At 44.3% G+C, this 25,750-nt stretch carries 26 protein-coding genes; 11 read left to right on the top strand and 15 right to left on the bottom strand.

Features of this window, described 5'->3' with window-relative positions:
* Nucleotides 1-72: 72 nt before the first annotated feature.
* Nucleotides 73-288, top strand: a complete 216-nt coding sequence (locus NSU05_RS15935; RefSeq protein ID WP_038429535.1) for a hypothetical protein — start codon at nt 73-75, stop codon at nt 286-288.
* A gap of 35 nt (nt 289-323) precedes the next feature.
* Here NSU05_RS15935 and maeN read toward each other — a convergent pair whose 3' ends face one another.
* From maeN to maeL, 7 genes are all read right to left on the bottom strand, one after another.
* Nucleotides 324-1,670, bottom strand: a complete 1,347-nt coding sequence (gene maeN / locus NSU05_RS15930; protein WP_015714620.1) for a sodium/malate symporter MaeN — start codon at nt 1,668-1,670, stop codon at nt 324-326.
* A gap of 154 nt (nt 1,671-1,824) precedes the next feature.
* Nucleotides 1,825-2,784 (bottom strand): guanosine ABC transporter permease NupQ, encoded by a 960-nt coding sequence (gene nupQ / locus NSU05_RS15925; RefSeq protein WP_015714619.1) that lies wholly within the window; start codon nt 2,782-2,784, stop codon nt 1,825-1,827.
* Nucleotides 2,785-3,831: a guanosine ABC transporter permease NupP gene (gene nupP, locus NSU05_RS15920; protein ID WP_015714618.1), complete on the bottom strand. Its 1,047-nt coding sequence runs from the start codon at nt 3,829-3,831 to the stop codon at nt 2,785-2,787. It lies immediately after the preceding gene.
* Nucleotides 3,824-5,356, bottom strand: coding sequence for a guanosine ABC transporter ATP-binding protein NupO (nupO, locus tag NSU05_RS15915; protein ID WP_038429533.1), 1,533 nt, complete (start codon nt 5,354-5,356; stop codon nt 3,824-3,826). Before nupO ends, nupP begins: the two co-directional genes overlap by 8 nt.
* Nucleotides 5,357-5,431: 75 nt before the next feature.
* Nucleotides 5,432-6,511, bottom strand: a complete 1,080-nt coding sequence (gene nupN, locus NSU05_RS15910) for a guanosine ABC transporter substrate-binding protein NupN (RefSeq protein ID WP_015384509.1) — start codon at nt 6,509-6,511, stop codon at nt 5,432-5,434.
* A 472-nt stretch (nt 6,512-6,983) separates the two neighbouring features.
* Nucleotides 6,984-7,691, bottom strand: coding sequence for a two-component system response regulator MaeM (gene maeM, locus NSU05_RS15905; RefSeq protein WP_014477821.1), 708 nt, complete (start codon nt 7,689-7,691; stop codon nt 6,984-6,986).
* The gene (gene maeL / locus NSU05_RS15900; protein WP_038429532.1) at nt 7,684-9,285 is read right to left on the bottom strand and encodes a two-component system sensor histidine kinase MaeL; all 1,602 of its coding nucleotides are present in this window, start codon (nt 9,283-9,285) and stop codon (nt 7,684-7,686) included. The genes maeM and maeL overlap by 8 nt, the downstream gene beginning before the upstream one ends.
* Before the next feature lie 177 nt (nt 9,286-9,462).
* Between maeL and NSU05_RS15895 the strand changes: the two genes are divergently transcribed.
* Nucleotides 9,463-10,020: a YufK family protein gene (locus NSU05_RS15895; protein WP_003228837.1), complete on the top strand. Its 558-nt coding sequence runs from the start codon at nt 9,463-9,465 to the stop codon at nt 10,018-10,020.
* A 223-nt stretch (nt 10,021-10,243) separates the two neighbouring features.
* Here NSU05_RS15895 and NSU05_RS15890 read toward each other — a convergent pair whose 3' ends face one another.
* From NSU05_RS15890 to NSU05_RS15880, 3 genes are all read right to left on the bottom strand, one after another.
* A complete protein-coding gene (locus NSU05_RS15890) occupies nt 10,244-10,657 on the bottom strand; it encodes a thiol-disulfide oxidoreductase DCC family protein (RefSeq protein ID WP_015384506.1) in 414 nt (137 codons plus the stop codon).
* Between the two features lie 20 nt (nt 10,658-10,677).
* On the bottom strand, nt 10,678-12,552 hold the full coding sequence (locus NSU05_RS15885) for a transglycosylase domain-containing protein (protein ID WP_082200972.1): 1,875 nt from the start codon (nt 12,550-12,552) through the stop codon (nt 10,678-10,680).
* Between the two features lie 92 nt (nt 12,553-12,644).
* Nucleotides 12,645-13,823, bottom strand: coding sequence for a multidrug efflux MFS transporter (locus NSU05_RS15880; protein ID WP_072173680.1), 1,179 nt, complete (start codon nt 13,821-13,823; stop codon nt 12,645-12,647).
* On the opposite strand from NSU05_RS15880, the gene NSU05_RS15875 reads away from it, so the two are divergent.
* Nucleotides 13,756-13,959 carry a hypothetical protein gene (locus NSU05_RS15875; RefSeq protein ID WP_003243502.1) on the top strand — a complete coding sequence of 68 codons (204 nt, stop codon included), beginning with the start codon at nt 13,756-13,758 and terminating at the stop codon, nt 13,957-13,959. The two genes, NSU05_RS15880 and NSU05_RS15875, sit on opposite strands and share 68 nt — an antisense overlap.
* Before the next feature lie 75 nt (nt 13,960-14,034).
* Nucleotides 14,035-14,652, top strand: a complete 618-nt coding sequence (gene kapD, locus NSU05_RS15870; protein WP_003228846.1) for a 3'-5' exonuclease KapD — start codon at nt 14,035-14,037, stop codon at nt 14,650-14,652.
* A 26-nt stretch (nt 14,653-14,678) separates the two neighbouring features.
* Here the strand turns inward: kapD and kapB are convergent, their stop codons facing one another.
* The 3 genes from kapB to patB form a co-directional block, all read right to left on the bottom strand.
* The gene (gene kapB / locus NSU05_RS15865) at nt 14,679-15,065 is read right to left on the bottom strand and encodes a kinase-associated lipoprotein KapB (RefSeq protein WP_015384502.1); all 387 of its coding nucleotides are present in this window, start codon (nt 15,063-15,065) and stop codon (nt 14,679-14,681) included.
* Between the two features lie 45 nt (nt 15,066-15,110).
* Nucleotides 15,111-16,397: a sporulation sensor histidine kinase KinB gene (gene kinB, locus NSU05_RS15860; RefSeq protein WP_038429529.1), complete on the bottom strand. Its 1,287-nt coding sequence runs from the start codon at nt 16,395-16,397 to the stop codon at nt 15,111-15,113.
* A gap of 125 nt (nt 16,398-16,522) precedes the next feature.
* Nucleotides 16,523-17,686 (bottom strand): cystathionine beta-lyase PatB, encoded by a 1,164-nt coding sequence (patB, locus tag NSU05_RS15855; protein WP_038429528.1) that lies wholly within the window; start codon nt 17,684-17,686, stop codon nt 16,523-16,525.
* Nucleotides 17,687-17,772: 86 nt separating this feature from the next.
* On the opposite strand from patB, the gene NSU05_RS15850 reads away from it, so the two are divergent.
* On the top strand, nt 17,773-18,033 hold the full coding sequence (locus NSU05_RS15850; protein WP_014480684.1) for a YugE family protein: 261 nt from the start codon (nt 17,773-17,775) through the stop codon (nt 18,031-18,033).
* Nucleotides 18,034-18,058: 25 nt separating this feature from the next.
* Here NSU05_RS15850 and NSU05_RS15845 read toward each other — a convergent pair whose 3' ends face one another.
* Nucleotides 18,059-18,880 (bottom strand): alpha/beta hydrolase, encoded by an 822-nt coding sequence (locus NSU05_RS15845; RefSeq protein ID WP_014480683.1) that lies wholly within the window; start codon nt 18,878-18,880, stop codon nt 18,059-18,061.
* Nucleotides 18,881-19,027: 147 nt separating this feature from the next.
* On the opposite strand from NSU05_RS15845, the gene NSU05_RS15840 reads away from it, so the two are divergent.
* From NSU05_RS15840 to yugI, 3 genes are all read left to right on the top strand, one after another.
* A complete protein-coding gene (locus tag NSU05_RS15840; protein ID WP_009968070.1) occupies nt 19,028-19,528 on the top strand; it encodes an Lrp/AsnC family transcriptional regulator in 501 nt (166 codons plus the stop codon).
* Nucleotides 19,529-20,689: an aminotransferase gene (locus tag NSU05_RS15835; RefSeq protein WP_003228862.1), complete on the top strand. Its 1,161-nt coding sequence runs from the start codon at nt 19,529-19,531 to the stop codon at nt 20,687-20,689.
* A 201-nt stretch (nt 20,690-20,890) separates the two neighbouring features.
* Nucleotides 20,891-21,283 carry a S1 domain-containing post-transcriptional regulator GSP13 gene (gene yugI / locus NSU05_RS15830; RefSeq protein WP_003228864.1) on the top strand — a complete coding sequence of 131 codons (393 nt, stop codon included), beginning with the start codon at nt 20,891-20,893 and terminating at the stop codon, nt 21,281-21,283.
* Between the two features lie 78 nt (nt 21,284-21,361).
* Here the strand turns inward: yugI and NSU05_RS15825 are convergent, their stop codons facing one another.
* On the bottom strand, nt 21,362-21,598 hold the full coding sequence (locus NSU05_RS15825; RefSeq protein ID WP_003220771.1) for a DUF378 domain-containing protein: 237 nt from the start codon (nt 21,596-21,598) through the stop codon (nt 21,362-21,364).
* A gap of 225 nt (nt 21,599-21,823) precedes the next feature.
* Between NSU05_RS15825 and NSU05_RS15820 the strand changes: the two genes are divergently transcribed.
* The 3 genes from NSU05_RS15820 (at nt 21,824) to NSU05_RS15810 (ending at nt 25,725) form a co-directional block, all read left to right on the top strand.
* Nucleotides 21,824-22,987 (top strand): iron-containing alcohol dehydrogenase, encoded by a 1,164-nt coding sequence (locus tag NSU05_RS15820; RefSeq protein WP_003228869.1) that lies wholly within the window; start codon nt 21,824-21,826, stop codon nt 22,985-22,987.
* 101 nt (nt 22,988-23,088) lie between these two features.
* Nucleotides 23,089-24,261, top strand: a complete 1,173-nt coding sequence (locus NSU05_RS15815) for an iron-containing alcohol dehydrogenase (RefSeq protein ID WP_038429527.1) — start codon at nt 23,089-23,091, stop codon at nt 24,259-24,261.
* A 111-nt stretch (nt 24,262-24,372) separates the two neighbouring features.
* Complete coding sequence (locus NSU05_RS15810; RefSeq protein ID WP_003243401.1) at nt 24,373-25,725, top strand: glucose-6-phosphate isomerase; 1,353 nt, start codon at nt 24,373-24,375, stop codon at nt 25,723-25,725.
* Nucleotides 25,726-25,750: the final 25 nt, after the last annotated feature.

The raw sequence follows: 25,750 nt of genomic DNA, 5'->3' as shown, positions 1-25,750 counted from the left end.
GTCTAACAAAAAAGAGGTTATTTGTATATTTAAAATCAATCCTGATCAAGCTGAAGGAAAGGAGCTGGTCATGTGAAAAGAAAAGTCGTGATGTGCTCAGGTTTATTCTGCTCAGTATTTGCAGGGGCATTCATGTTGAATCAATATGACGGGCGCAGCGGTGTGGCGGCTAGTGATGAGTGGGAGCTGTATTTACTGGAGCACCACCTGTCAGCCAGAATGAGTGAGACGGAATCAAGGGATCTGCCGTTTGGTCCCCGAGAGTATATTCGGATTGTGAATAAATAAAAAAAGAGTTCCGCATAAAACGGAACTCTTTCTGTTTATGAAGTGAAAAAACGAAGCAGCACTGTCGCACAAATAACTGTGCCTGCACCGCCGAGACGGGTTGAAATTTGGGCAAACGGCATAAGGCCCATTCTTCCTGATGCTGATAAAATGGCAACATCACCTGTTCCGCCGAGGCCGCTGTGGCAGCAGGTAACGATTGCGGATTCAACCGGATACATGTTCATCAGCTTGCCTACGAAATATCCAGAACCAATCATCGCGATAACAACTGAAATACAGATGATGACAAACGGAATAGAAATCACAGACGCTACGTCATCCAACGGAATAAAGAGGATGCCGAGACCGACCATCAGCGGCCATGTAAAGCTTGAAGAAATAAACTTATAAAGCTGGTAAGCGCCTTCTTCCATTTTTTTCGGAAGAATATTCGCATACTTGACAGCCGCAGCTGAAATAATCATTAAGATCGCGCCCGGGATGAAGATGAATTTCTCCAATAACCCGCCAAAAATAAAGAATGTACACGCGAGCAGAACTCCCGCTCCCATTAGTTTAAAATCAATTTTTGCTTCGGCTTCTTTTTGATTGAAAATCTCATTTGCTTTTTTAGATTTTACGAGACGTCCGTTCCCATTTAGATCTGGACGCTTATCGCCAAGCTTTTTCATTAAGGCTGCACATATGATAGCAAAAACGTTTCCTATAATTGCGGCTGGAACCAACTGAGACACAAATACATCAGCGGATGAGCCCAGTATTTGTGAATAGGCGATTGAAAGCGGCAAAATTCCTTCACCTATTCCCCCGGCAATAATCGGGACAACAACAAAGAAAAAGGAATCATAGGCACTATAGCCAAAAATAAATCCGACAAGGATGCCGGCTGCAACGGCCGCGATCGTTCCTGCAACCAGTGGAACGAACATTCTAATAAACCCCTGTATTAAAACAATTCTGTTCATACCGAGGATACTTCCCACAACAAGGCAAGCGATATAGAAATAAAGGAAGTTAGACGTTTTCATCAAGTTGGTTACAGCGTCTAAAGATGTTGAATTCAGTACATTGTAAAAGACTAAAAATGAAGGAACAAACAAAGATAAAATAGCAGGGCCGCCAATATCCTTCAATATCGGTATGCGTTGGCCTATGTCTCCGAGAAACACACCAAGAATCATAATGATGGCAAACCCGCCAAGCATATTTGCCGGCAGCTCATTGTAATAGGCTGCAAGAATAATAATAACAGCTAATACTGTGTATAATGGCAAAGGAATCACACCGATTTCCCAAGACCAGATTTTTTGAAACAGGTTTTTCTCCTGTGAGTCTTTTGGCTCAGGTGAAATTGTCCCCGTTTTTGGAATTGCTCCCATGTCATACACCCCCATGTATTGTTTGTTACAGTCTACAAGAAAGCGTTAACACTTCATATTTTTTTAAGTTAAAAAACTAATAAACAATTAAATTAAGAGGGTCTTTTGGATTAGAAAAAAATCCCTGAGAATTGTCTTCCCAGGGGAGAATGTTTTATCTTTTTCCTTTAATATAAGGTACGCCATTGGCTTTTGGCGCGTCTGCCCGCCCGATAAAGCCGGTTAAAGCGAGAATCGTTAAGACATAAGGAGCCATCAGCATATACACATTTGGTATGTCTTTAAAAAGAGGGAGCAGCGATCCAATGATGCTTAAGCTTTGGGCGAATCCGAAAAACAGGGCGGCCCCCAGTGCTCCGATTGGATGCCATTTTCCGAATACAAGCGCTGCCAGGGCGATAAAGCCTTGCCCGGAGATGGTAGAGTGCGTGAAATCAAGCGCAATTGTAGAGGCATATACGCCGCCGCCGAGACCGCCGAACAATCCGCTGATCATCACGCCGATGTAGCGCATTTTATATACGTTGATTCCCATCGTATCGGCCGCCATCGGATGCTCTCCGACAGAACGGATACGAAGGCCGAACGGCGTTTTGAACAAGATAAACCAGGAAATAAAGGCAAGTGCTATTGCAAGAATAGACGTATAATAGACATCCGAAAAGAAGATCTTTCCCAAGACGGGAATATCGCCCAAACCGGGGATTTTCGTCTTATAAAAAGGCTCTGGAATTTTGTCTGTCTGCGCTTTGCCGTAGATCAGTTTGACGATAAATAAAGTTGCCCCAAGCGCCAGCATGTTAATGGCGACACCGCTGACTGTCTGGTCGGCGCGAAACGAAATCGCCGCTGCCGCGTGAATCAGTGAAAACAGGGCGCCTGCTGCCATGGCGGCAAGGAGCGAAATCCAAGGTGTGGCGGCACCTAATTCCGGACCAAAAAATAAATTAAATAACACGCTGGTGAACGCCCCGATAATCATGAGGCCTTCTAAGCCGATATTCACCACACCTGATCTTTCGGAAAACACGCCGCCGAGAGCAGTTAAAATAAGCGGGGCCGCGTAGACGAGTGTGGCAGGGACAATGATAGATAAAATCTGCACAATGTCCACTTAGTTCGCCCCCTTTTTCTTCAATTTGCCCATGACGAAACGAATCGCATAGCTTGAAGCCACAAATAGAATAATAATAGCAATCACAATATCAACGACCTCTGATGGAACGCCTGATTCAATCGGCATATTTAATGCGCCGATTTTTAGCCCGCCAAGCAGGCATGCTGCCAGTACAACGCCTACGGCTGTGTTTCCCCCGAGAAGAGCGACAGCGATACCGTCAAAGCCTACGCCGGTAAATGCGCCTTTCACTGCTGCATATTCGAATGTTCCTAGGCCCTCCATGGCTCCGGCAAGGCCTGCAAAAGCGCCGGAGATAAGCATGGAGGTCATGATATTCTTCCGCACGCTCATGCCGGCATACTGGGAAGCGTGCTGGTTAAACCCGACCGCCCGGAGCTCAAATCCCTTTGTAGTTTTGTTGATAATAAACCACATGATAACTGCTGCGAGAAGGGCAACGATGATTCCCAAATGCAGCCGTGAGTAATCGGTGATCTGTTCAAGAAAAGGAGAGCGGAGGGAGGCGGATTCGTGAATTTTCCCCGTCTTGTCCTGATGATCTGTCAAGACGTTTGAAATGATGTAATTGGTCATGTGCAGCGCGATATAATTCATCATAATGGTGACAATGACTTCATGAACGTAAAATCGCGCTTTCAAAATGCCGGGAATAAACCCCCATAATCCTCCTGCAGCTGCCGCTGTAATCAATGCGAGCGGCAAGTGAATATATGCCGGTCCATCAAACGCCGTACCGACCCAAACCGCTGCTGTCCAGCCGACGAGCAGCTGGCCCTCGACGCCGATATTAAAGAGTCCGGTTCGGAATGCAAAGGCGACAGCCAATCCAGATAAAATATAAGGCGTAATTTGCCGAATTGTTTCTCCGACATAATAGATTTCTCCGAATATCCCATTCCACAAAGCCGAATATCCGCTGGCCACACTGTAGCCGCTCACAAGCATAATCAACGCGCCGGCCGCAAGACCAAGGATGATTGCGATGAGCGGCACGAGTAAATGAGAGAGTCGTTTAACCATTTGCTTTCCCCGCTTCCTTTTGCGTGCTTCCTGCCATCAAGAGACCAAGCTCCTGTTCAGTGGTGTCCTGCGGATTAACGCTGGCGATAATGCGTCCTTCAAAAATAACGGCGATTCTGTCACTGAGATTCATAATTTCTTCAAGCTCAAACGAGAGGAGAAGAACGGCTTTCCCGGCATCACGCTGCTCAATGAGCTTTTTATGGACAAATTCAATCGCTCCGACATCAAGGCCGCGAGTCGGCTGGGCGGCAATTAATAAATCAGGATTTCTGTCTACTTCCCGCCCGATAATCGCTTTTTGCTGGTTTCCGCCTGACAATGCCCGCGCGTGTGTATATTCATCCGGCGTTCTGACATCGTACTCGCTGATCAGGCTGCGTGCTTTTTTGTACATTTCGCCTTTATGTAAAACGCCCAATGCAGAATACGGCTTTTTGTAATAGCTTTGCAGCAGGATATTCTCTCCGATTGGAAAATCAAGGACGAGACCGTGTTTATGGCGATCCTGAGGAATATGCCCGATCCCGGATTCAGTGATTTTTCTTGGCGTCAGGTTTTGGATCTGTTTTCCGTTTAAGGTGATTGTTCCTGAATCTGTTTTGCGGAGTCCTGTCACCGCTTCGATCAGCTCTGATTGCCCGTTTCCGTCGACGCCTGCTATGCCGACTATTTCTCCCGCTTTGACAGAAAGAGACAAATCTCTGACTGTCTCTATTCCGCGGGTATCCTTTACAGTTATGCCGTCAATCGCAAGCACTTCCGCTCCCGGCTGAGCAGCTCTCTTTTCAGTTTTGAACGATACCTCGCGGCCGACCATTAGACTGGCGAGTTCGTCTTGGTTTGTATCACGGACATCAAGGGTTTTGATGCCTTTTCCTTTACGGATAACCGTAACGCGGTCACAAATCTCCATAATCTCTTTCAGCTTATGGGTGATTAAGATGATGGACTTCCCTTCTTTGACTAGGTTCTTCATAATTTGCATCAGTTCCTTAATTTCATGAGGCGTCAAAACAGCCGTCGGTTCATCAAAAATCAGAATATCGGCACCGCGGTAGAGGGTTTTTAATATTTCTGCGCGCTGCTGCATACCGACTGATATGTCAGCTGCTTTTGCTTCAGGATGGATCTGCAGGCCGTATCGATCGGAAATGTCCTGCACCTCTTGGCCAGCACGCTTCCGGTCAATTCTGCCAAACTTCTTTGGCTCCTTCCCGAGAATAATATTTTCAGCAACTGTAAAGGTGTCAACAAGCATAAAGTGCTGGTGCACCATTCCAATTCCAAGGTCATTCGCTTTGTTCGGGCTGTTGATGTGCACCTTCTCGCCGCGCACCCGAATCTCACCCCGCTCCGGCTGATACAGCCCGAAAAGGACATTCATCAATGTTGATTTCCCCGCTCCATTTTCACCGAGCAACGCGTGTATTTCGCCTTTTTTGACTTGAAGATTGATATTGTCATTGGCGACGATACCTGGAAACGCCTTGCGGATATTGAGCATTTCAATGACATATTCCATTGATTGACCGCTCCTTTATTTCAAAATAAAAGAAAAACAAGGGATAAGGGCTCGACCTCCTTATCCCTGCGATTCTTATTCAGCTTTGAAGGTTTTCAGCTCTTTCTCAGTTGCCGGGACTTCCAATCCATCGATAATTTTTTTCTTCCATTTATCGACCGCTTTGATCACATCATCCGATAGATTTTGTTTAGATGGAGAAATGCCGACTCCGTCTTGATCCAGCCCGTAGGTAAGTGTTTCGCCGCCCGGGAACTTTCCGTCACTCGCTTTTTTCGTTACATCTTCAACGACTGTATCTACTTTTTTCACCATGGAAGTGAGGGTGACGTTATCATCTGTTCCTTCTACCTGGCCTTCTGCGTATTGGTCTTTATCGACACCGATGACCCAGACATCGCGTTTTGGATCTTCTTTTTTCAGGTTTTTCGCTTCAGTAAAGACGCCTGTGCCAGTGGCGCCCGCAGAGTGATAAATAACATCTACGCCTGATTTATACATGCTTTCGGCGGTTGCTTTACCGACATCGGCTTTATCGAAACCCCCTGCGTATTTCACTTCTACAACGGCTTTAGGGTTAACTGCTTGCACGCCGGCACGGAAGCCGACCTCGAATTTTTTGATTAACTCTGATTCCATGCCGCCTACAAAGCCGATTTTTCCTGATTTGCTTGATAGGGCTGCGGCCACTCCGACGAGAAATGAGCCTTCCTGCTCTTTAAACGTAATACTTGCGACGTTGTCTTTATCGACAACAGCATCTATAATCGCAAAGTTTGTATTTTTGCGCTGGTCAGCAATTTCGCTGATTGAATCCTCCATTAAGTAGCCGACGCCGTAAATTAAGTCAAAATTCTCACGCGCCAATTTATTTAAGTTCGTTGTATAGTCTGCATCTGATTTGGATTGAAGATAGTCGTAACCGTTTTTGCCTTTTTTCAGCCCATTCTCTTTCCCAAAGGCTTGGATGCCTTCCCAGGCTGATTGGTTGAAGGATTTGTCATCCACTCCGCCTACGTCAGTAACCATCGCCACACTGAATTTGTTTTTGCCTTCGCCGGAGCCGCTGCTTTTTTCGCTGTTTCCGCATGCTCCTAATATGGTGCCTGCTGCGATCACAAGTGACATCGCCAATCCGATTTTTCGTTTATTCAAGATATAACCCCCCAGAAAAATTTGGTTCAAAGCTGATCCGGCCAGTCATATGATGGGCTGTCCTGAACAATTTCTTAGAATCGATAAAATTTTCTGATAATAACAAATGGAATGCGCTGAGACAGTTCTATTCTTCCCTGAATAAGCGTGGTGTGAGTATTTCCTTCGAAAGGCGGGGAAGAGAAGGATGCGGAAGGCGTTCCGGGCGGAAAACCGTGACATCGTTTTCTGAAGTAAGACTTATGACTTAGTTTTTTGGGATCAACTTACCAATCATAATTTATCATTTAACTAATAAGAAATAAATAGAATTTCGCATAATTTTTTAAAAAGTATCTATTTTTAGAATTGTTTGCTTAAAAATGTGAAAGGCCCTTTGTTATTCTTGTATAACTTATCAACAATAGAATCAAGCATCTTGGCAAGAGATATGACAGAAAAACGCACTGCTCAAAGCAAGCAGTGCGTTTTCTTATAGATATTGCTTTATTCCGTTAAGGTTACTGTTGTTGACGTTGTACTGAAACACAGGTCTTCCGATCGTTCCGTACGCCATTTCTACATTCAGAACCTGTATATCTTCAAGAAACTTTAAGTATTTTCGTATGGATACTTGAGAGATTTCTGTGTGCTTTGCCAAGTCTTCTGTCGTAAAAGATTCATTTTCAAATGACTGGATACTGGACCAGATCAGCTTCAGCGTGCTTTTTGTCAGGCCTTTAGGAAGCTGCACTTTTTCTGTTGCTTCTTTCTTTTGAAAAAGCTCGGCGTCCAGTTCTTTTTGGCTCATGTTGCGATGGGTTGAATACACCTTTTGTTTTCGTCTGTAATCAGACAGAGCCGTTTGGAAACGTTCAAATTCAAACGGTTTGATTAAATAATCAACAGCTCCGTACCGAAGTGTTTTCTTGATCACGTCAAGCTCGCTGGCCGCTGAGATGACAATCACGTCAACCGCTTCATTTTGGGCTCTCAATTCCGTCAGCAGTTCCAGCCCGTTTTTTCCCGGCATATAAATATCAAGCAAAATGAGGTCGATATGGTGCTCGCCTAAAATATGCAGAGCGCTTTGAAAGGAAGAAGCGATGCCTTTCAGCTGAAAGCCATCTATTTGGCTCAAGTACCGTTTATTTAATTCACCCACCATGGGGTCATCTTCAACTATTAGTACATTAATCATGATTTTCCTCCTTCGGTTTGTACGGGATGCGAATACTGAATGTCGTTCCTTCATTCTTTTCGCTTGTGAGGATCATTTGGCCTTTTAAATTTTCGATGCTTTGCTGTGTGAAATAAAGGCCGAATCCCCGGTTTTTGCCCTTTGTTGAATAGCCTTGTTCAAATACTTTGGCTTGGTCTTCTTCAGACATGCCTGCTCCAGTATCGGTAATTTCAATGTCCAGTATGCTGTTATGGAAGCGCATGGACATGGTGATTTGTTTTTTCGGCATATCGGCAACGGCATCTAAGCCATTGTTGATGAGATTTCCGATGATTGTAATAAGTTCATGGATGACAGAAGGGTCTGCCGCGTTCGGGATGACACCGTTGCATTCAATATCAAGATTTGCGCCCTGCTCACGTATAAAGCTTTGCTTTCCAAGCAGAAAACCGGCCAGTACGGAGCTTTTGACATCATTTATAATTTCACTTGTTTCTGATTTTTGCTGTATGGCTATATCTTTAATATAATCTCCAAGATCATCATACTCTTTCAGCTGGACGAGACCTAATATCACATGCAGTTTGTTCATAAATTCATGAGACTGCGCTCTCAGTGCGTTTGCATACATTTTAACACCGGAAAGCTGTTCAGCTAAATGTTTTACCTCGGTCTTGTCGCGGAATGTTGCAATCGCTCCGACAGTTTGTCCTTTCAGCTGGATAGGAACTTCATTAAACACAAGCTCCAGCCCGTTAATGCGGACGTCTCTGTCTTGAAGAGGTTTTTTTGTCTCAATGACCTTTTTCAAGCGGCTTTTCGGCAAGATGTCGTCTACATCCTGATCAATGGGATTTGTGTTGATGCCCATTTTGACGAATAGGCGTTTTGCTTCCGCGTTGGCAAGTTTAATTTTGCCATGTTCATCGACAGCGAGTATTCCTTCCTTCGTCGATTCCAGCATCGCGCTCCGTTCTTCAAGCAGAGTCGCAATTTCATAAGGTTCAAGTCCGTACATGATATTTTTCACTGTACGGGCGACGATAACGGCTCCGATCACACCGACGAAGATGCTGACGCAAATAATAAAGTAAAGCGGCCGTAAGCTATGGCTGATCACTTCATCAATTTCATTTACGGTGATGCCGACCGCGACTGCACCGACTTGTTTTCCATTCTCCGCGTAGACAGGGACGAACGCTCTCTGCGATTTCCCGAGCGTGCCAGAGGCTGTGCTGATATGGACATGCCCTTTTAATACCTCGGACTCATCACCGCCTCTGAATTTTTTTCCGATTTTGCTCGGGTCAGGATGAGTTTTGCGGATACCGTTCATATCCATGACGACAACAAATTCCGTGCCGGTAATTTTCTGAACCCGCTTTGTGTAGCTCTGCAGTTCCTTTTGTTTTTTTCCGCTTTCTAAAGCAGCGGCTGTCATCGGCGCCTCAGCTACCATTTCAGCAGTCTGCAGCGCAGTGGCCTTTTCCTGATCTCTAATTCGTTTGGTGGTTTGGGCACCGACTGTAAAAAACGTAATGAGCAATGCGATTAATACAACGATACAAACAAATATGGTGAGTCTGGTTTGCAGTTTTAATGTTTTTTTCATATAAAACTTCCTTACGTTTTATGATTCCTGCGTACTACTTTACTCTCAAAATGCTGCTTTGTGAAGATTTGGGACCGTAATTCGTAAAAAGGAGAAAAAATGGAATAATTTATCTTGTCAATGTGTTTTAAGTCCTCCATAATAAATGAGGTAGATTATAGAAAGGGACTTTTTTATATGAAAAATACTTATTTGACAGGATATTTTCCGCTGATTGCGATCCTGCTTTTTAGTTCGTCCTTATCCATCTCAACTTCACTTTATGCGTTGAAGATGCTGTCTTCATTTGGAATGTATGATGGAATGCTCGATTATTTTTCAGAGAAAGGAATCAGGCTTGCGTTATTTGCTGCCTTTGCACTTTTATATTTTATGGTTCTGTCCGCTCTGAAATTAATTGCAAATACCGTGACCGAGCTGTCATTGCTGTTTTTTGCTAATGATCCGGAAGGGAACAACCTGAAAAAACTCAGAATGGGTTCCATGATTTATTTGGGCGGCGGGATTTTATCCTTTGTGCTCTTGCAAAATGTCATTTGGATTGTGATCTGGTTTGCGGTCGTCACGCTCGCTTACTTTGTGTTTACCGTGTACCGGATTTATTCGACGCTTTCTCTCATGTCATTAGTTGGATTCATTCTATTGGAACTGCTGTTTTGGTTTACCTTTGTTATCGGTATTCTGTTCATATTTATCAAGCTTTATAATAGCATAATGGCTAGCTTACCTGTGTAAGCTAGCCATTTCAGCGTTTAGTGGTCAGATTTGCGCTTCGTGCTCTGTACGCAATAAAACGGCGGCTAGATTCTCAGGTTCCTGCCGTTTCACATCCAATGCTCGCTCTTCGTCGACTTCAAAGGTTTTCAATCACGCTGAAAAGATGACAAAATCCTAAAACGAAGCCGTTTTAGGATTTTGTCAACAATCTGTGTTGGCTAGCTTCCTAGCCATTTTTTATTTACGGTAAAAATCTTTTTTTAATAGAAGGGGAGGGGAGCATACATTCATTTTTTTTGCCAAACCACTTATAGCGGTTGTTGGCAATAAAAGAATAGACCATATCTCTGACAGGCTTCGGCACTGCGAAAAACAGGACGAAGAGCCGCCATGGGCCTCGCAGATGCCTGAAAACCTTAATGGCTGCAGTTGACTTTGTGTACACTTGGCCGTCTTCAATAAAGACAAAGCTGTCAAACCGATCAGTCGGAAGCCCGCTTTTTTTCAGCAGGCTCTGTCCTGTTTCCGACTGCAGCGATGTGAAAGAAATCAATCCGTCCGGATCACGTTTAATGATAAACTGCACGGCTCCATTGCATAAATTGCAGACACCGTCAAACAGCAAAACGCGATTTGGAATTTGTTCTGAAGTCACTCCATATCCCCTCCGATCCTTTAATAAGCCGCTTGCAGCGTTCCTTTCCAGATGGAAAGCTGAGGGCTGATGCTGTGAAGATATTCAACGCTGGTCGGTGTATCCTTTCCGACCCAGACACCCATTGTATACGTATCAGTCAGGCCGACAAACCACATATCGTGATAATCATTTGATGTACCGGTTTTACCGCCGATGTAAGGCGCATTGAAATATGCTTTTTTCCCTGTTCCGCTTTTCACAACGGAAGACATCAGTTTTTTCAGCTGCATGTTCGTGCGGACGCTGAATATTTGAGTCGCTTTATCATTCCATTTATAAAGCGTTTTTCCTTTAAGGTCTGTCACCTTTGTAATCGCATGGCTCGGCGTATAGCTTCCGCTGTTGCCGAATGTCGTATAAGCCTTTGTCATCTCAAGAGGCGTCATGCCGTTTGTAAATCCGCCAAGCGCCGCCGGAAGAAGATAGTCACTGTCGACAAGTTTGGCAAAATGATACGGCTCAATATAACTGAATGCCTTTTGGATGCCGACGCGGTCGAGCATTCTAATAGCCGGTGTATTATATGAATTTTTAAACGCCGTATCAAGCGTCACTGTGCCGTAAGTGCGGTTATTGTAGTTTTGCGGACAGTAGTCTTTGCTGCAAAACTTGCTGGCATCAATGGTGCTGCTTCCTGTCGCGCCGGTCTGTTCAATATAAGGGCCGTAATCAAGAAGCGGCTTAATGGAAGACCCCGGCTGCCTGTACGCCTGGTAGGCGCGGTTAAAGTCATATTTTTGATAGTTTTTCCCGCCGGATAGAGCGATGATTTGATGCGTCTGGTGATTAATCACAGCCGCTCCGCCCTGTACGTCCGCATACGGGAGCTTGGAATTCATTTGTGCCACAACTTGATTTTGCATGTACGGATCAAGTGCAGTATAAATTTTCACGCCGTCTTTCATCAGAGTGCTGACTCTTGCGGACAGCTCGTTCTCGATCTTTTCTTTTTGTTTTCCTGATGCTTTTTGAAGGCGTTTATCAAAGCCTTCTGATTCAGACACCAGCTGAGTGAATTCATCATTGACGTAGGAAACGTAGTCAGGATATTTGTCTTCTCTTTTTTCAACATCCAGTTTGATTTTTTGTTTTACGGCTTTTTTCAGCTCTTTGTCCGTAATGACCCCGGCATCTTTTAGCCCTTTAAGCAAACGTTCTTGACGGCTTTTCGTGTAGTCAAAATGCTTGAGAGGATCATATAATGTAGGGTTATTAGGTATAGCACAGATAAAAGCCATTTCTCCCACTGTGAGAGATTTCAGCGGTTTGCTGAAATAGAATTGAGCTGCTGAACCGACGCCATAAACACCATTGTTAAAATAAATGGTATTTAAGTAAGCTTCAAGAATTTCATTTTTCGTATATTTTTTCTCCAGCTGATAGGAATACGCGAGCTCTGTCAGCTTGCGGCTGAAGGAGCGTTCGTGGCTCAAATATAAGTTTCTTGAAAGCTGCTGTGTGATGGTGCTGGCACCCTGGTCAATTTTCTTGTCTTTTACGTTAGAAGCAGTAGCCCGCACCATTCCCATAAAGTCAAAGCCTTTATGCTCGTAAAAATGGCGGTCCTCAGATGTTAAGAAAATCTGTTTGACTTCCTCGGGAATCTTGTTAAATGGAACGAGCACACGGTTTTCGTGGTCGCTGACGATTTCCGAGACAAGGGAGCCGTCCCTGTCATACATGTAGCTGTTCTGAACAAGGCTGATATCTTTCAGATTAATATTTTTATCAAGCACCTGATCCAGGGACTTCATTTGTTTTACTTCTTTTCCGGAAGCGATAACTGTAAATGCAAACAATGGGATTATGCAAAGGAGCAAAATCCATCCGATTATTTTTCGTAACATGGTCACTCTCTTTTCTCCTAAATTCTAGCCATATCGTACCATTCTTTTGAGATTACGAGAAGGTTAAATTTAGAAGATTCCTCAGTTTTTTCTCGGAATCAGCTTGCTTTGGCATAAGAATCTTTCCGAAGTTTCTGCATGATCCAAAGCATGCAGGCGCCGGCGAAAAAGAGAAACGCTGTGACGTAAAAGGTGGCCGAAATGGTAAAGTGGCTCGATATGATTCCGCCGAGCAGAGGCCCGAGCACGTTTCCTAAAAAGCGAAAGCTGACATTGTAGCCGAGAACTTCACCTTGAATGCTGCCGGGAGCCTGAACGCGGATCGCTGCCGTAATGCATGGCAGCAAACCGCCCATTGCCATTCCGAATAAAAATCTGAAAACAAGGAGCACGCTGAGTGAGGACGCGAGCGCCTGCGGAATAAAAAAGAAAGAGGCGGCGAGCAAAAGTCCGATTAAAATGCGGCGGTGGCCGTAGCGGTCGCCCAGATCACCCCATTTTCTAGCCAGCAGCAAACTTCCGAGCCCCGTTGCTGAAAATGCCATGCCGGAGAAAAAGGCAAGATTGACAGGTCCGTGCAGCTCATTTACATATAAAGCGAGCAGGGGCTGGATACTGAAATTGCCTGTTTGAATCAGCATGGTTAACAGCATCATGACCCACAGCGCCGGCTGGTGAAAAATATAGGAGAGCACTTCTTTTCTCGAGTAAGACGTACGTTTGGCTGTTTTCTCTGCAAGAGGCTTTTCTTTGACACCAAATAACACGAGAAGAACAGACGAGAAAATCACAAAGGATGTGATAAAAAAGGTATACGTAAAGCCGAAACGATCAGCAAGCATGCCTCCCAAAAGCGGGCCGAACAAGCTTCCGGACACTTGCCCCATTTGCAGCGTGCCAAGCGTTTTGCCGGCTGAGCTCTTCGGAGTCTGTGCCGAAATCATCGCAAGAGATGTTGGGATGAATCCGGTTACAAGACCCATTGCCATACGCAGAAAAAACAATTGGTACACCGATGTAACAAAGCCCATGAAGAAAATGCTGAGGGCAATGCCCGTTCCGGTTGCCATAAGGATTTTCTTGTATCCGCGTTTGTCTCCGAACCGTCCCCAAAACGGGGATACCAAAAACGCCATGAGAAATGTAATGCCGAACACATAGCCGCTCCACCTTTGCACAAAGCCGTTTGAAAAAGAGCTGAGCGTCTCAATGTATAAGGAGAGAAAAGGAACGATCATCGTCGTGCTAGCGGAGACAAAAAAGTTCGCCAGCCACACAATGACAAAGTTTTTCTTACGGATAGAAATAACATCACCTTCTTATTATTTCGGGTTCCTTACTAATTATAAAGAAACGATTCACAATTTAAAAGAAACGAAGCGGCTGGGAAAATTCATTATTTTTAGAAAATGAAGAAATGTCGAGAAGGGGAATTGATATACTATAAAGATAGCATTTTCTGATCGGAGGAAAGGCAGGTGTAAAAAGGTGACGACAAACAGCTTACTCATTATTGATTTCGAATTTACAATGCCCGACGGAAAGTACAGTCCTCAAAACTTCTTCCCGGAAATCATTGAAGCCGGAATTGTAAAGTCGATTGATGATGAAGTGGTTGAGACGTTTTCTAGCTATGTTAGACCGAAAAAGTTCCCGAAGCTTACGAAACGCTGCAAATCATTTTTAAAAATAACACAAAAACAGGTAGACGAAGGAATGAGATTCGAGGATTTCATCCGTAAACTAAACGAGCTGGATCCTGAGAAAAACAGCACAATTATTACGTGGGGAAACATGGATATGAAAGTGCTGAAGCAAAACTGTATGTTTAACCATATCCCTTTCCCGTTTAAGGGAGAAATGAGAGATTTATCGCTTGAATACAAAAACTTTTTTGGAGACCGGACATTGACGGGTTTATGGAAAGCTGCCGAAGAGTATGGAGATTCCGGAACCGGCACCCATCATAAAGCGCTTGATGATGCTCTCACAGCATATAAACTTTTTAAGCTTGTTGAGCAGGATAAGCAGTATCTCGAAAAGCCAAAACCGCCCACAATCGGCGAAAGAATCGATTTAACCGAACTGTTGAAGCGCGCGACGTAAAAAACCCAATCTTTTGTCAGACTGGGTTATGGCCGGTTAAAATATTCTTTTTCTAAAATGTCCAGATTATGAAGGGAGCGCTTTGCCCACTCCGAACCATCCTCATTCAATTTGGCTCTCAGCTGTGCTGTCGCCTCCCGCAGAGATTCGGTATAATCCGGCACTTCACCGTCATAAGGCTTCACCATATGGTGGGGGATATTGGTCTGTTCACCATATGCGAGCGCTTTTCTCTCATGAAAAAATGGCACATCCGCCTGTTTTGGATGATGAAGGTCTCCCTGAGCGGGATGGGTAAGAACCGCTTTCACTTTCACTAAATAATGCTGCGGCCTGCAAGCCGTGATTTCTCCTATGTATACACCTGTTTTGTAAAATCCTTTAACGATAGAGCCTGTCTCAAACGTGCTCATCTGTCATCACCTCGCATTTATTCTATTAAAGTTCCAATCGATTTGCTAGTGAGGAAGATCAGCGGGAAGCTTAATGGTCACCGTAGTGCCTTTTTGGAAGCTGCTGTTAAATGAAATGGTCCCGTGATGATGTTCAATAATGGAAAAGGTTACGGTGAGGCCGAGTCCCGTTCCGTTCGTTTTTAAGGAATAATAAGGTTCGCCGAGTTTTTGCATTTGATGGTCTGTCATCCCGACCCCATTGTCTGTGATGTTGATCATGATCGTATGGCCGTTTCTTTTGGCTGATATGTGGATCATCCCCTTACCGTGAGGAACCGCTTCAATGCTGTTTTTCATCAGGTTGATGACAGCCTGCTTCAGCTTTGTTGCGTCTCCGTATATCAAAAGGTCCGGTTCTGTTTCAGCCTCGACGGTTACTGACTTGTAATTGGCGTACGACACCATAAGGGAGCTTGTCTCTTTGATAAGGGCAGATAGGTCAAAAACCTCTTTTTCGTATAATTGCTGTTTGGCCATATCGAGATAGTTTGTAATAATGCCTTGCGCCCGGTCAAGCTCTGACAGTACAAGCTTTTTGTAATCCACACTCGACTTGTTTTGTAAGGTTTCGTCATTAAAAAGCAACTGGACAAACCCGCGGACAACTGTCAGCGGATTCCTGACCTCATGAGCGACGCTCGCTGCCAGTTCACTCACAATCGTCATTTTTTCAGAATGGATAAGCTGTGAGCGCAGGGCGATATTTTCGGCGATGCTTTCGATAATATAGATGCTTAATAGAAGAACACTGGAGCGGAAAAGCCCTGAGACTGCCGCCTCGTAAACGAAAATTCCTGATTTTTGAAAATTTAAAATATTCAAGGCGGATAGAATCCAGCTTGAGGCGAAAAATAGGAAAATCTCCACGCAGCTGATCAATAAAGACAGCAGCAGTTTTTTCGCTTTGGACATGAATGGCCATTTTTTCTGAAATAAGATTGGGATAATGATAAGAAAAGGCAGCAAAGTGAAAACAAACATTGCGGAAGGTTCGTAAAAAAGCAGTTCAAAACATAGGACAGATGCAGCGACTGTAAGTCCGGAAGCGGTACTAATGTAAAATAAACAAATGATAACGGGAATCATCTGAAGGCCGTATTGTATGTAGTCCATTTCATGAATCGGGAAAATAATGCATAAAACGGAGGCGCCGCAGGCGAAGAGCGTGACCAAACCGCTGTTTATTTTTGGCACAAGAATCGCAGGTTTTCCAAGCCAAAACACTTGGTAAAGAAGAATAGGAAACAAAATAAAGCAGATGTGCAGAAGATAGTCTTTTAGAATTTCCATTCGTGTGAAATCCTTTCGTATAAAATATGAATCTATTATAACACTAAATATTAGAAGTAAAATATAAAATTCCTTTATTAAGAACGCCTTTACAAATGAAGACGTAAAGGCGTTTACAGCTATATTTACGATAATGCGGCTTTGATGCGGCGCAGGCCGTCCTGCAGGGTTGCAAGAGAGCATCCCGCGTTCAGGCGCATAAATCCTTCTCCGCCAGGCCCGTATTTCGTCCCGGGCTCTAAAATGACTTTTCCTTTTTTTAACATTCTTTGCTGAAGCTCTGCATCGGACAAGCCGTAAGCGCTGAAGTCGAGCCAAATCAAGTATGATGCATCCGGCTTCATCATTTTGACCTTTGGCAGCTCGGTGCTCAAAAAGGCTTCCGCTTCGTTCATGTTTTTCTCAATGTAAGTGATCAATTCATCAAGCCACGGTCCGCCTTTTGAATACGCGGCTTCGATTGCAGTGACGGCAAACGCGCTCAGTCCGCCTAAACCATTTCGCTGAAGGCTTGCGGAAAACTTGGCGCGCTTCAGGCGATCAGGAATAATGATCGCTGAAGCCTGCAATCCGGCGATATTAAATGTTTTGCTTGGAGCAGCACATGTCACAGAAATATCAGCGAAATCGACAGAGAGCGAAGCGAACGGCGTGTGTTTATGTCCGTACAGCATTAAATCGGAATGGATTTCATCCGATACAACTGTGACGCCATGCTCAAGGCACAATTCGCCTAGCTTCAGTAAATCTTCCCGGCTCCATGAACGCCCAGAAGGGTTATGAGGATTGCATAAAATAAACAATGTAACGCTTGGGTCACGAAGCTTCGTCTCCAAATCTTCAAAATCCATTGCATATGCGCCGTCTTTTTCTAGCAGCGGATTATGTAAAATGTGCCGGCCGTTTTTCTCCACCATATGGTAAAAAGGCGTATAAACTGGAGGCTGAACAACTACTTGATCGCCAGGCTCCGTAAAAGCTTGTACCGCCATGCTCAAAGCTGTTACAACGCCGGGGCTGAATGTGATGCTTTCCGGATTTACCTTCCAGCCGTGCCTGTTTTGCATCCATCCGCACACAGCATCCTTCGTTTTTTGATCTGGAGTTGTATAACCAAAAATACCGTGGTCAAGACGCTCTTTTAACGCTTCAGTTATCGCTTCCGGGGCGCGAAAATCCATATCCGCCACCCACATCGGGAGTGCGTCTGTCACGCCAAATAATTCGCCTGTTTTGTCCCATTTGACAGATTGGGTGCCAAGGCGTTCTTCTCGTTTATCAAAGTTCATTCTGTTACCCCCTCATGTATGTTTATTCTTCTAAGCTTCACTATGATAAGATAGAACTGCAAATTTTATTATAAGCGGTGATGAATATGGAAGAAAGTCAAGCGGTCAGGGAAATGATTAAGATCATTGCCAAATGGGACCCGTTTAAATATGGAGAAGAGTTTTACGAAACGGAGGCTGTTGATGTCGTGCAGGCAGTCTATGATGAAGACGATCCTGACGTGCTGGCGAAAAGCATTCAGCAAATATTTGAAACTTCTTTTGAACAAACGCTGCCGATCGACAGCTGCCGGGAAGTGGCTGGCCAGCTTTTATTCATTAAAAACAGCAGCTCCTGCACGCCTTAAAAAAACCGGTTCAGCACCGGTTTTTTTAATTGATAAAATCAGCAATGTGTTCAGAAACAAGTTCAGGCCGTTCTTCAGGCACCAGATGTCCGGTCTGGCCAAGTGAGTACAGCACGGAATTAGGCAAATCTGCGTGCAGCCGTTTACCGATCTCCATTGGGACAATTCGATCCTCCTCGCCCCAAATCAACAGAGCAGGTTTGTTCATTTTCTTCAATTGCTCGGGTTCTAAATCTCCTTCTCTGTGGCGGATAAACCTTGTCATGGCTTTGAAAATCTGCTCGTCCTGAAACGGTCTGCCATAGCCGTCAATCATCTCCTCATCAATCAGCGATTTGTCATGCACCACATTTAATAAATTTTTCATCACGCCTTCTTTCGAGAGCCAGCGTTTGATATAAAGATGAAAATACGGGATATGGGTCCCGAAAATGATCGTCGGGTGTGAACGTTTTAAATATCCCGAACTGCAAAGCAGCACAACCTTTGAAAAAAGCTCCGGTTTTTGGAGCGCAGCAGACAGCGATATCTGTCCGCCCATAGAATGCCCGACAAGCACAGCCTGCTTCACTTGCAAGTGCTCCAAAATCCCAATGACAAGCTTAGCAAGGTTTTGATAGGTATAGATAAACGTTCTTGATTTTTCAGATTGGCCGAAAGGAGGCAAATCAAGCGCGATGATGTCGTACTTGTCCCGAAGGAGAGGAATTACTTTTCTGAAGCTGAATGCAGATGATAAAAAACCGTGTACGCAGACCAGCGTTTGCCTGCCGGGATTTTGATAATGTTCGTAGTATACATTGACTCCATCGACCGTAAACCGCCTTATTGGTGAAACCGCCTCCATTCTGTGTCACTCCCTTTTTTTGATGGTTGTATTATGCCCTGAAATTGTAAATTCTAGCGGAAGTTTCTCCTCGTTTTTTCTTAGCATTCGTCAAAAAACGTGATATAATGTCATGAGATTTCTTGACATTGCAAAGGTGTGAATCAAATGAAATTGACAGAAAAAGAAACAGAAATATTAGAAATTTTAGACGAAAACAGCCGCGCCGATTTAGAAACAATCGCAAAGATGGCGGGCATCCCTGTAAATGAAGTAAAAACAATTATTGACAAACTGGAGAAAGAAAAGGTTATTATCGATTATTCCGCTATGATTGATTGGCGAAAAGTAGACGGACATGAGGGCGTTACGGCCATGATCGACGTCAAAGTAACGCCGAAGCGGGGCGTCGGTTTTGATGAAGTGGCGGAACGGATTTACCGATTCCAAGAGGTTGAATCAGTTTACCTGATGTCAGGCGTATACGATTTGTCTGTCGTGATTCGCGGCAATTCGATGTCTGACGTAGCGCGTTTTGTTTCGGATAAACTCTCAACGCTTGATTCAGTTGTATCTACGACAACCCATTTTATCCTGAAAAAATACAAGCATGACGGCAAAGTGTTTGAAACAGGAGACGACGACAAAAGAATCGTGGTGTCACCGTAAATGACTTCGTATTTATCAGACTATGTACAACAAATAAAACCATCCGGCATCCGCAAATTCTTTGATTTGGCGGCAACGATGGAAGGCGTCATTTCTTTAGGCGTCGGCGAGCCTGATTTTGTTACCGCGTGGAATGTCCGCGAAGCAAGCATTCTCTCTCTTGAACAAGGATATACGTCATACACGGCCAATGCGGGTTTATACTCATTGCGGGAGGAGATCAGCCGTTATTTGAGCAACAGGTTTGACCTTAGCTACTCGCCAGATAATGAGCTGATTGTGACAGTGGGTGCAAGTCAGGCTTTGGATATTGCGATCCGCGCCATTGTGAATCCAGGTGAGGAAGTTATCATTCCTGAGCCGTGTTTTGTGGCGTACGATGCGCTTGTTTCTTTGGCAGGCGGTATCCCGGTTCACGTTCATACAACGGCAGACAAAGGATTTAAAGCAACGGCTGCTGATTTTGAAGCGGCAGTCACTGAAAAAACAAAGGCTATTCTCATCTGCTCACCATCGAATCCGACAGGTTCGGTTTATTCGAAGGAAGAGCTGAATGAGATTGCTGAGTTTGCCAAAAAACATGATGTCATCGTCTTAGCCGACGAGATCTACGCGGAGCTGACATATGATGAGGAATTTACAAGTATAGCGGCATTACCGGGAATGAAGGAACGGACGGTAGTCATCTCAGGCTTTTCAAAAGCATTTGCAATGACGGGCTGGAGGCTCGGTTTTGCCGCGGCACCATCCTTGCTTCGGGATGCCATGCTTAAAATTCATCAGTATGCGATGATGTGCGCGCCCGCAATGGCGCAGTTTGCCGCCCTTGAAGGCCTGAAGAACGGCATGGAAGACGTAGAAAAAATGAAAAAAAGCTATCGAAGAAGACGGAATCTGTTTGTAGAATCGCTCAATGAAATCGGTCTCAGCTGTCATCATCCGGGCGGCGCTTTCTATGCTTTTCCATCAATTAAAAGCACGGGGATGAGTTCAGAACAGTTTGCCGAGGAGCTTCTGACGCAGGAAAAAGTGGCAGTTGTTCCTGGAAGTGTGTTTGGTCCGAGCGGTGAGGGATATATCCGTTGTTCATACGCAACCTCGATTGAACAGCTTCAAGAAGCGTTAGTCAGAATGAAACGCTTCCTGCACAAAACAACATAAAAAAAGATACGAACCTTTTGTTCGCATCCAATAAAAGGGGGGAATACTAGAAAGCCTTTGGTATTTTCAGTTTACCCCCTTTTTGCTGTGCATAAACCTGATTTTTTATAAAAAAGTTTTCTTTGCGGAAATAAGACATGTGTGATATAATTTTAAATTGCGTATAAACAGATATTTAATTTAACTTAGGAGTTGTTATGAATGGCAGCAAAATTTGAAGTGGGCAGTGTTTACACTGGTAAAGTTACAGGATTACAAGCGTATGGTGCGTTTGTTGCATTAGATGAAGAAACTCAAGGTTTAGTACACATTTCTGAAGTGACTCACGGTTTCGTAAAAGATATCAACGAGCACCTTTCAGTTGGCGACGAAGTACAAGTAAAAGTACTTGCTGTTGATGAAGAAAAAGGCAAAATCAGCCTTTCAATTCGTGCGACACAAGCTGCGCCTGAGAAAAAAGAAAGCAAACCAAGAAAACCTAAAGCTGCTCAAGTAAGCGAAGAAGCTTCTACACCACAAGGTTTCAACACATTAAAAGATAAGCTTGAAGAGTGGATCGAAATGTCCAACCGCAAAGACCTTATCAAAAAATAAGCATGAAAAAAAGCACCGGACAGGAATGTTCGGTGCTTTTGATTTCATGCAAAATCCTATTTCAGCGTGATTGATATCCTATCGCATTTCAGGATTTGCTGCTTCTTCACGTGATCTTTCCTCGTTTGGCTTAAATAGCAGACCGAGGTTGATTAAGCCGGCGATTCCGACAAGTCCGTAAATGATTCGGGAAAGAGCTGACCCTTGGCCGCCGAAGATAGCCGCTACTAAGTCAAATTGGAAAAATCCGATCAGTCCCCAGTTAATGGCGCCAATGATGGTTAATACAAGACAAATTCTTTGAATGGTACTCATGTTTTGCAACCTCCTCCATGAATTATTAAAACAGTTATAGATTGTGACATATTGGAGAATCTATACATGCATTCTCCATATGAGGCTGGCCTGCCCTCGCTTATATCAGCTTCTTTCCCAGCATCTTGCAAAATAAAACCATCTGGTATGCTGATCGGTGAGAGCTGATTGCTTTACATGTGGTGAGGACATTCTGCATAATAAAAAATCTAAGGAGGAGATGTCATGCAAAACTTTACATACTGGAATCCGACCAAATTAATTTTCGGGCGCGGCGAAGTGGAAAGACTTCCGGAGGAACTCAAACCTTACGGAAAAAACGTATTGCTTGTGTACGGAGGCGGCAGCATTAAACGCAGCGGCCTGTATGATCAAGTGATTGAACAGCTGAATAAAGCCGGAGCGACCGTGCATGAATTAGCAGGTGTGGAACCGAATCCTCGTGTGTCGACTGTTAATAAAGGTGTTGCCATCTGTAAAGAACAAAACATTGATTTCTTGCTGGCTGTCGGAGGCGGAAGCGTAATCGACTGTACAAAAGCGATTGCCGCAGGAGCAAAGTATGATGGTGATGCGTGGGATATCGTTACGAAAAAGCATCAGCCAAAAGATGCTTTGCCATTCGGAACGGTATTGACTCTCGCTGCGACTGGTTCAGAAATGAACTCAGGATCTGTTATTACAAACTGGGAAACAAAAGAAAAATACGGCTGGGGCAGCCCGCTCGTATTCCCTAAATTTTCGATTCTTGATCCGGTGAATACATTCACAGTACCTAAAAACCACACGATCTACGGGATGGTTGACATGATGAGCCACGTATTCGAACAATACTTCCATCATGTATCAAACACGCCGTATCAGGACCGCATGTGTGAATCACTTCTGCGTACAGTCATTGAAACAGCGCCTAAGCTGATCAATGATCTCGAAAATTACGAATTGCGTGAGACGATCCTGTACACAGGAACAATCGCATTAAACGGCATGCTTTCTATGGGGGCAAGAGGGGATTGGGCTACTCATAATATTGAACATGCAGTATCAGCCGTTTATGATATTCCGCATGCCGGCGGACTGGCGATTCTGTTCCCGAACTGGATGAGACACACATTGTCTGAAAACCCTGCCCGCATGAAACAGCTTGCAGTTCGCGTGTTTGATGTTGAAGAAGCAGGTAAAACGGATGAAGAAATTGCCCTTGAAGGTATCGATAAGCTGTCCGCATTCTGGACAAGCCTTGGCGCTCCGAACCGTCTTGCTGATTATGATATTAATGATGAGCAGCTTGACACAATTGCTGACAAGGCAATGGCTAACGGTACATTCGGCCAATTTAAATCACTCAACAAAGAAGATGTGCTGTCAATTTTGAAAGCATCTCTATAAAAAAGGGGAAATAGCCGTTTGGCTGCTTCCCTTTTTCTTTTTGTCAACTTATGTTACAATGGAAAATCTGTTTTTTACCAGCATCATTTGGAGGTTTTACTATGGAAAATTTCACTTATTATAATCCGACAAAGCTGATTTTTGGAAAAGGTCAGCTTGATCAATTAAGAAAAGAATTCAAACAATACGGCAAGAATGTACTGCTTGTTTACGGGGGCGGCAGCATTAAACGCAACGGCCTTTATGATCAAGTCACAGGCATTTTAAAAGAAGAGGGCGCTGTTGTTCATGAGCTGTCAGGTGTAGAGCCGAACCCGCGTCTTGCAACAGTGGAAAAAGGCATAGGGCTTTGCAGAGAGCATGACATTGATTTTCTGCTTGCTGTCGGCGGAGGCAGTGTGATTGACTGTACAAAGGCAATCGCAGCTGGCGTCAAATACGATGGCGACGCTTGGGATATTTTCAGCAAAAAAGTAACAGCGGAGGATGCGCTGCCGTTTGGCACTGTTTTAACGCTTGCTGCGACAGGCTCTGAAATGAACCCTGATTCCGTGATTACAAACTGGGAAACAAACGAGAAATTTGTATGGGGCAGCAATGTCACTCATCCGCGTTTCTCAATTTTAGACCCTGAAAATACGTTCACCGTTCCGGAAAATCAAACAGTATACGGCATGGTTGACATGATGAGCCACGTATTCGAACAATACTTCCACAATGTTGAAAACACGCCGCTTCAGGATAGAATGTGCTTTGCTGTTTTGCAGACGGTCATCGAAACAGCTCCTAAGCTTCTTGAAGATCTGGAAAACTACGAACTTCGTGAAACGATTTTGTATGCTGGTACTATTGCTTTAAACGGCACGCTCCAAATGGGATACTTCGGTGACTGGGCTTCTCATACAATGGAACACGCTGTTTCAGCTGTATATGATATTCCGCACGCGGGCGGTTTGGCAATACTGTTCCCAAACTGGATGAGATACACGCTTGATACAAATGTAGGCCGCTTCAAAAACCTCATGCTCAACATGTTTGACATTGATACTGAAGGCAAAACAGATAAAGAAATTGCGCTTGAAGGAATCGATAAACTGTCTGCGTTCTGGACAAGCCTCGGTGCGCCTTCTCGTCTTGCTGATTACAATATTGGAGAAGAAAAGCTTGAGCTGATTGCTGATATCGCAGCCAAGGAAATGGAACACGGCGGCTTCGGCAACTTCCAAAAATTGAACAAAGATGACGTGCTTGCCATCCTTCGCGCGTCTCTATAAACTCAAAGGGCGGAATCCAGTCATTCCGCCCTTTCTTCTTGACTTGATTTCACAGATAAGTTCATATAAAGTGAAAGATGAAAACATTATACCGTTATGGAGGGACAAGCAATGACGCATGTACGCTTTGACTACTCAAAAGCGTTGACTTTCTTCAACGAACATGAACTTACATATCTGCGGGACTTTGTAAAAACAGCACACCATAATATCCATGAAAAAACAGGCGCGGGCAGCGATTTTCTAGGCTGGGTGGACCTCCCTGAACATTATGATAAAGAAGAATTCGCGCGCATCAAAAAAAGTGCGGAAAAAATCAAATCTGACTCTGATGTCTTGCTTGTTGTCGGCATTGGCGGTTCTTATCTTGGAGCGCGGGCAGCGATTGAAGCGCTGAATCACGCGTTTTATAACACTTTGCCAAAAGCAAAACGCGGCAATCCGCAAGTCATTTTTATCGGGAACAACATCAGTTCATCTTATATGAGAGACGTCATGGATCTTCTTGAAGATGTTGACTTCTCTATTAATGTGATTTCTAAATCAGGTACGACAACTGAACCTGCAATCGCTTTCCGTATTTTCCGCAAGCTTCTTGAAGAGAAATACGGTAAAGAAGAAGCGAAAGCGCGGATTTATGCAACAACTGATAAAGAGCGCGGCGCATTAAAAACGCTTTCTAACGAAGAAGGCTTCGAATCATTTGTTATTCCTGACGATGTCGGCGGCCGTTATTCAGTTTTAACAGCTGTAGGTCTCTTGCCGATTGCTGTCAGCGGCGTCAACATTGATGACATGATGAAAGGCGCCCTGGATGCGAGCAAAGATTTTGCAACATCTGAACTGGAAGATAACCCAGCATACCAATATGCGGTTGTTCGCAATGTCCTTTATAATAAGGGCAAAACAATTGAAATGCTCATCAACTACGAACCGGCGCTTCAATACTTTGCGGAATGGTGGAAGCAGCTGTTCGGAGAAAGCGAAGGGAAAGATGAGAAGGGCATTTATCCTTCTTCAGCGAACTATTCAACAGACCTTCATTCTTTAGGCCAGTATGTACAAGAAGGCCGCAGAGATTTATTCGAAACGGTCCTGAACGTAGAGAAGCCTAAACATGAACTGACAATTGAGGAAGCGGATAACGATCTTGACGGCTTGAACTATTTAGCAGGTAAAACCGTTGATTTCGTTAATAAGAAAGCATTCCAAGGCACGATGCTTGCCCATACAGACGGAAATGTTCCGAACTTAATCGTTAACATTCCTGAGCTGAATGCATATACTTTTGGATATCTTGTATATTTCTTCGAAAAAGCCTGCGCGATGAGCGGTTACCTCCTTGGCGTCAATCCGTTTGACCAGCCTGGTGTAGAAGCGTATAAAGTCAATATGTTTGCGTTACTCGGCAAACCTGGCTTTGAAGAGAAAAAAGCAGAGCTTGAAAAACGTCTGGAAGATTAAAGTGAGAAAGCTGACTGGCATTTGC

It is taken from the genome of Bacillus sp. EU52 (genome assembly GCF_037964975.1).
In the GTDB taxonomy this organism is placed as follows: domain Bacteria; phylum Bacillota; class Bacilli; order Bacillales; family Bacillaceae; genus Bacillus; species Bacillus subtilis.
This window is presented reverse-complemented; position numbering and strand designations above follow the sequence as displayed.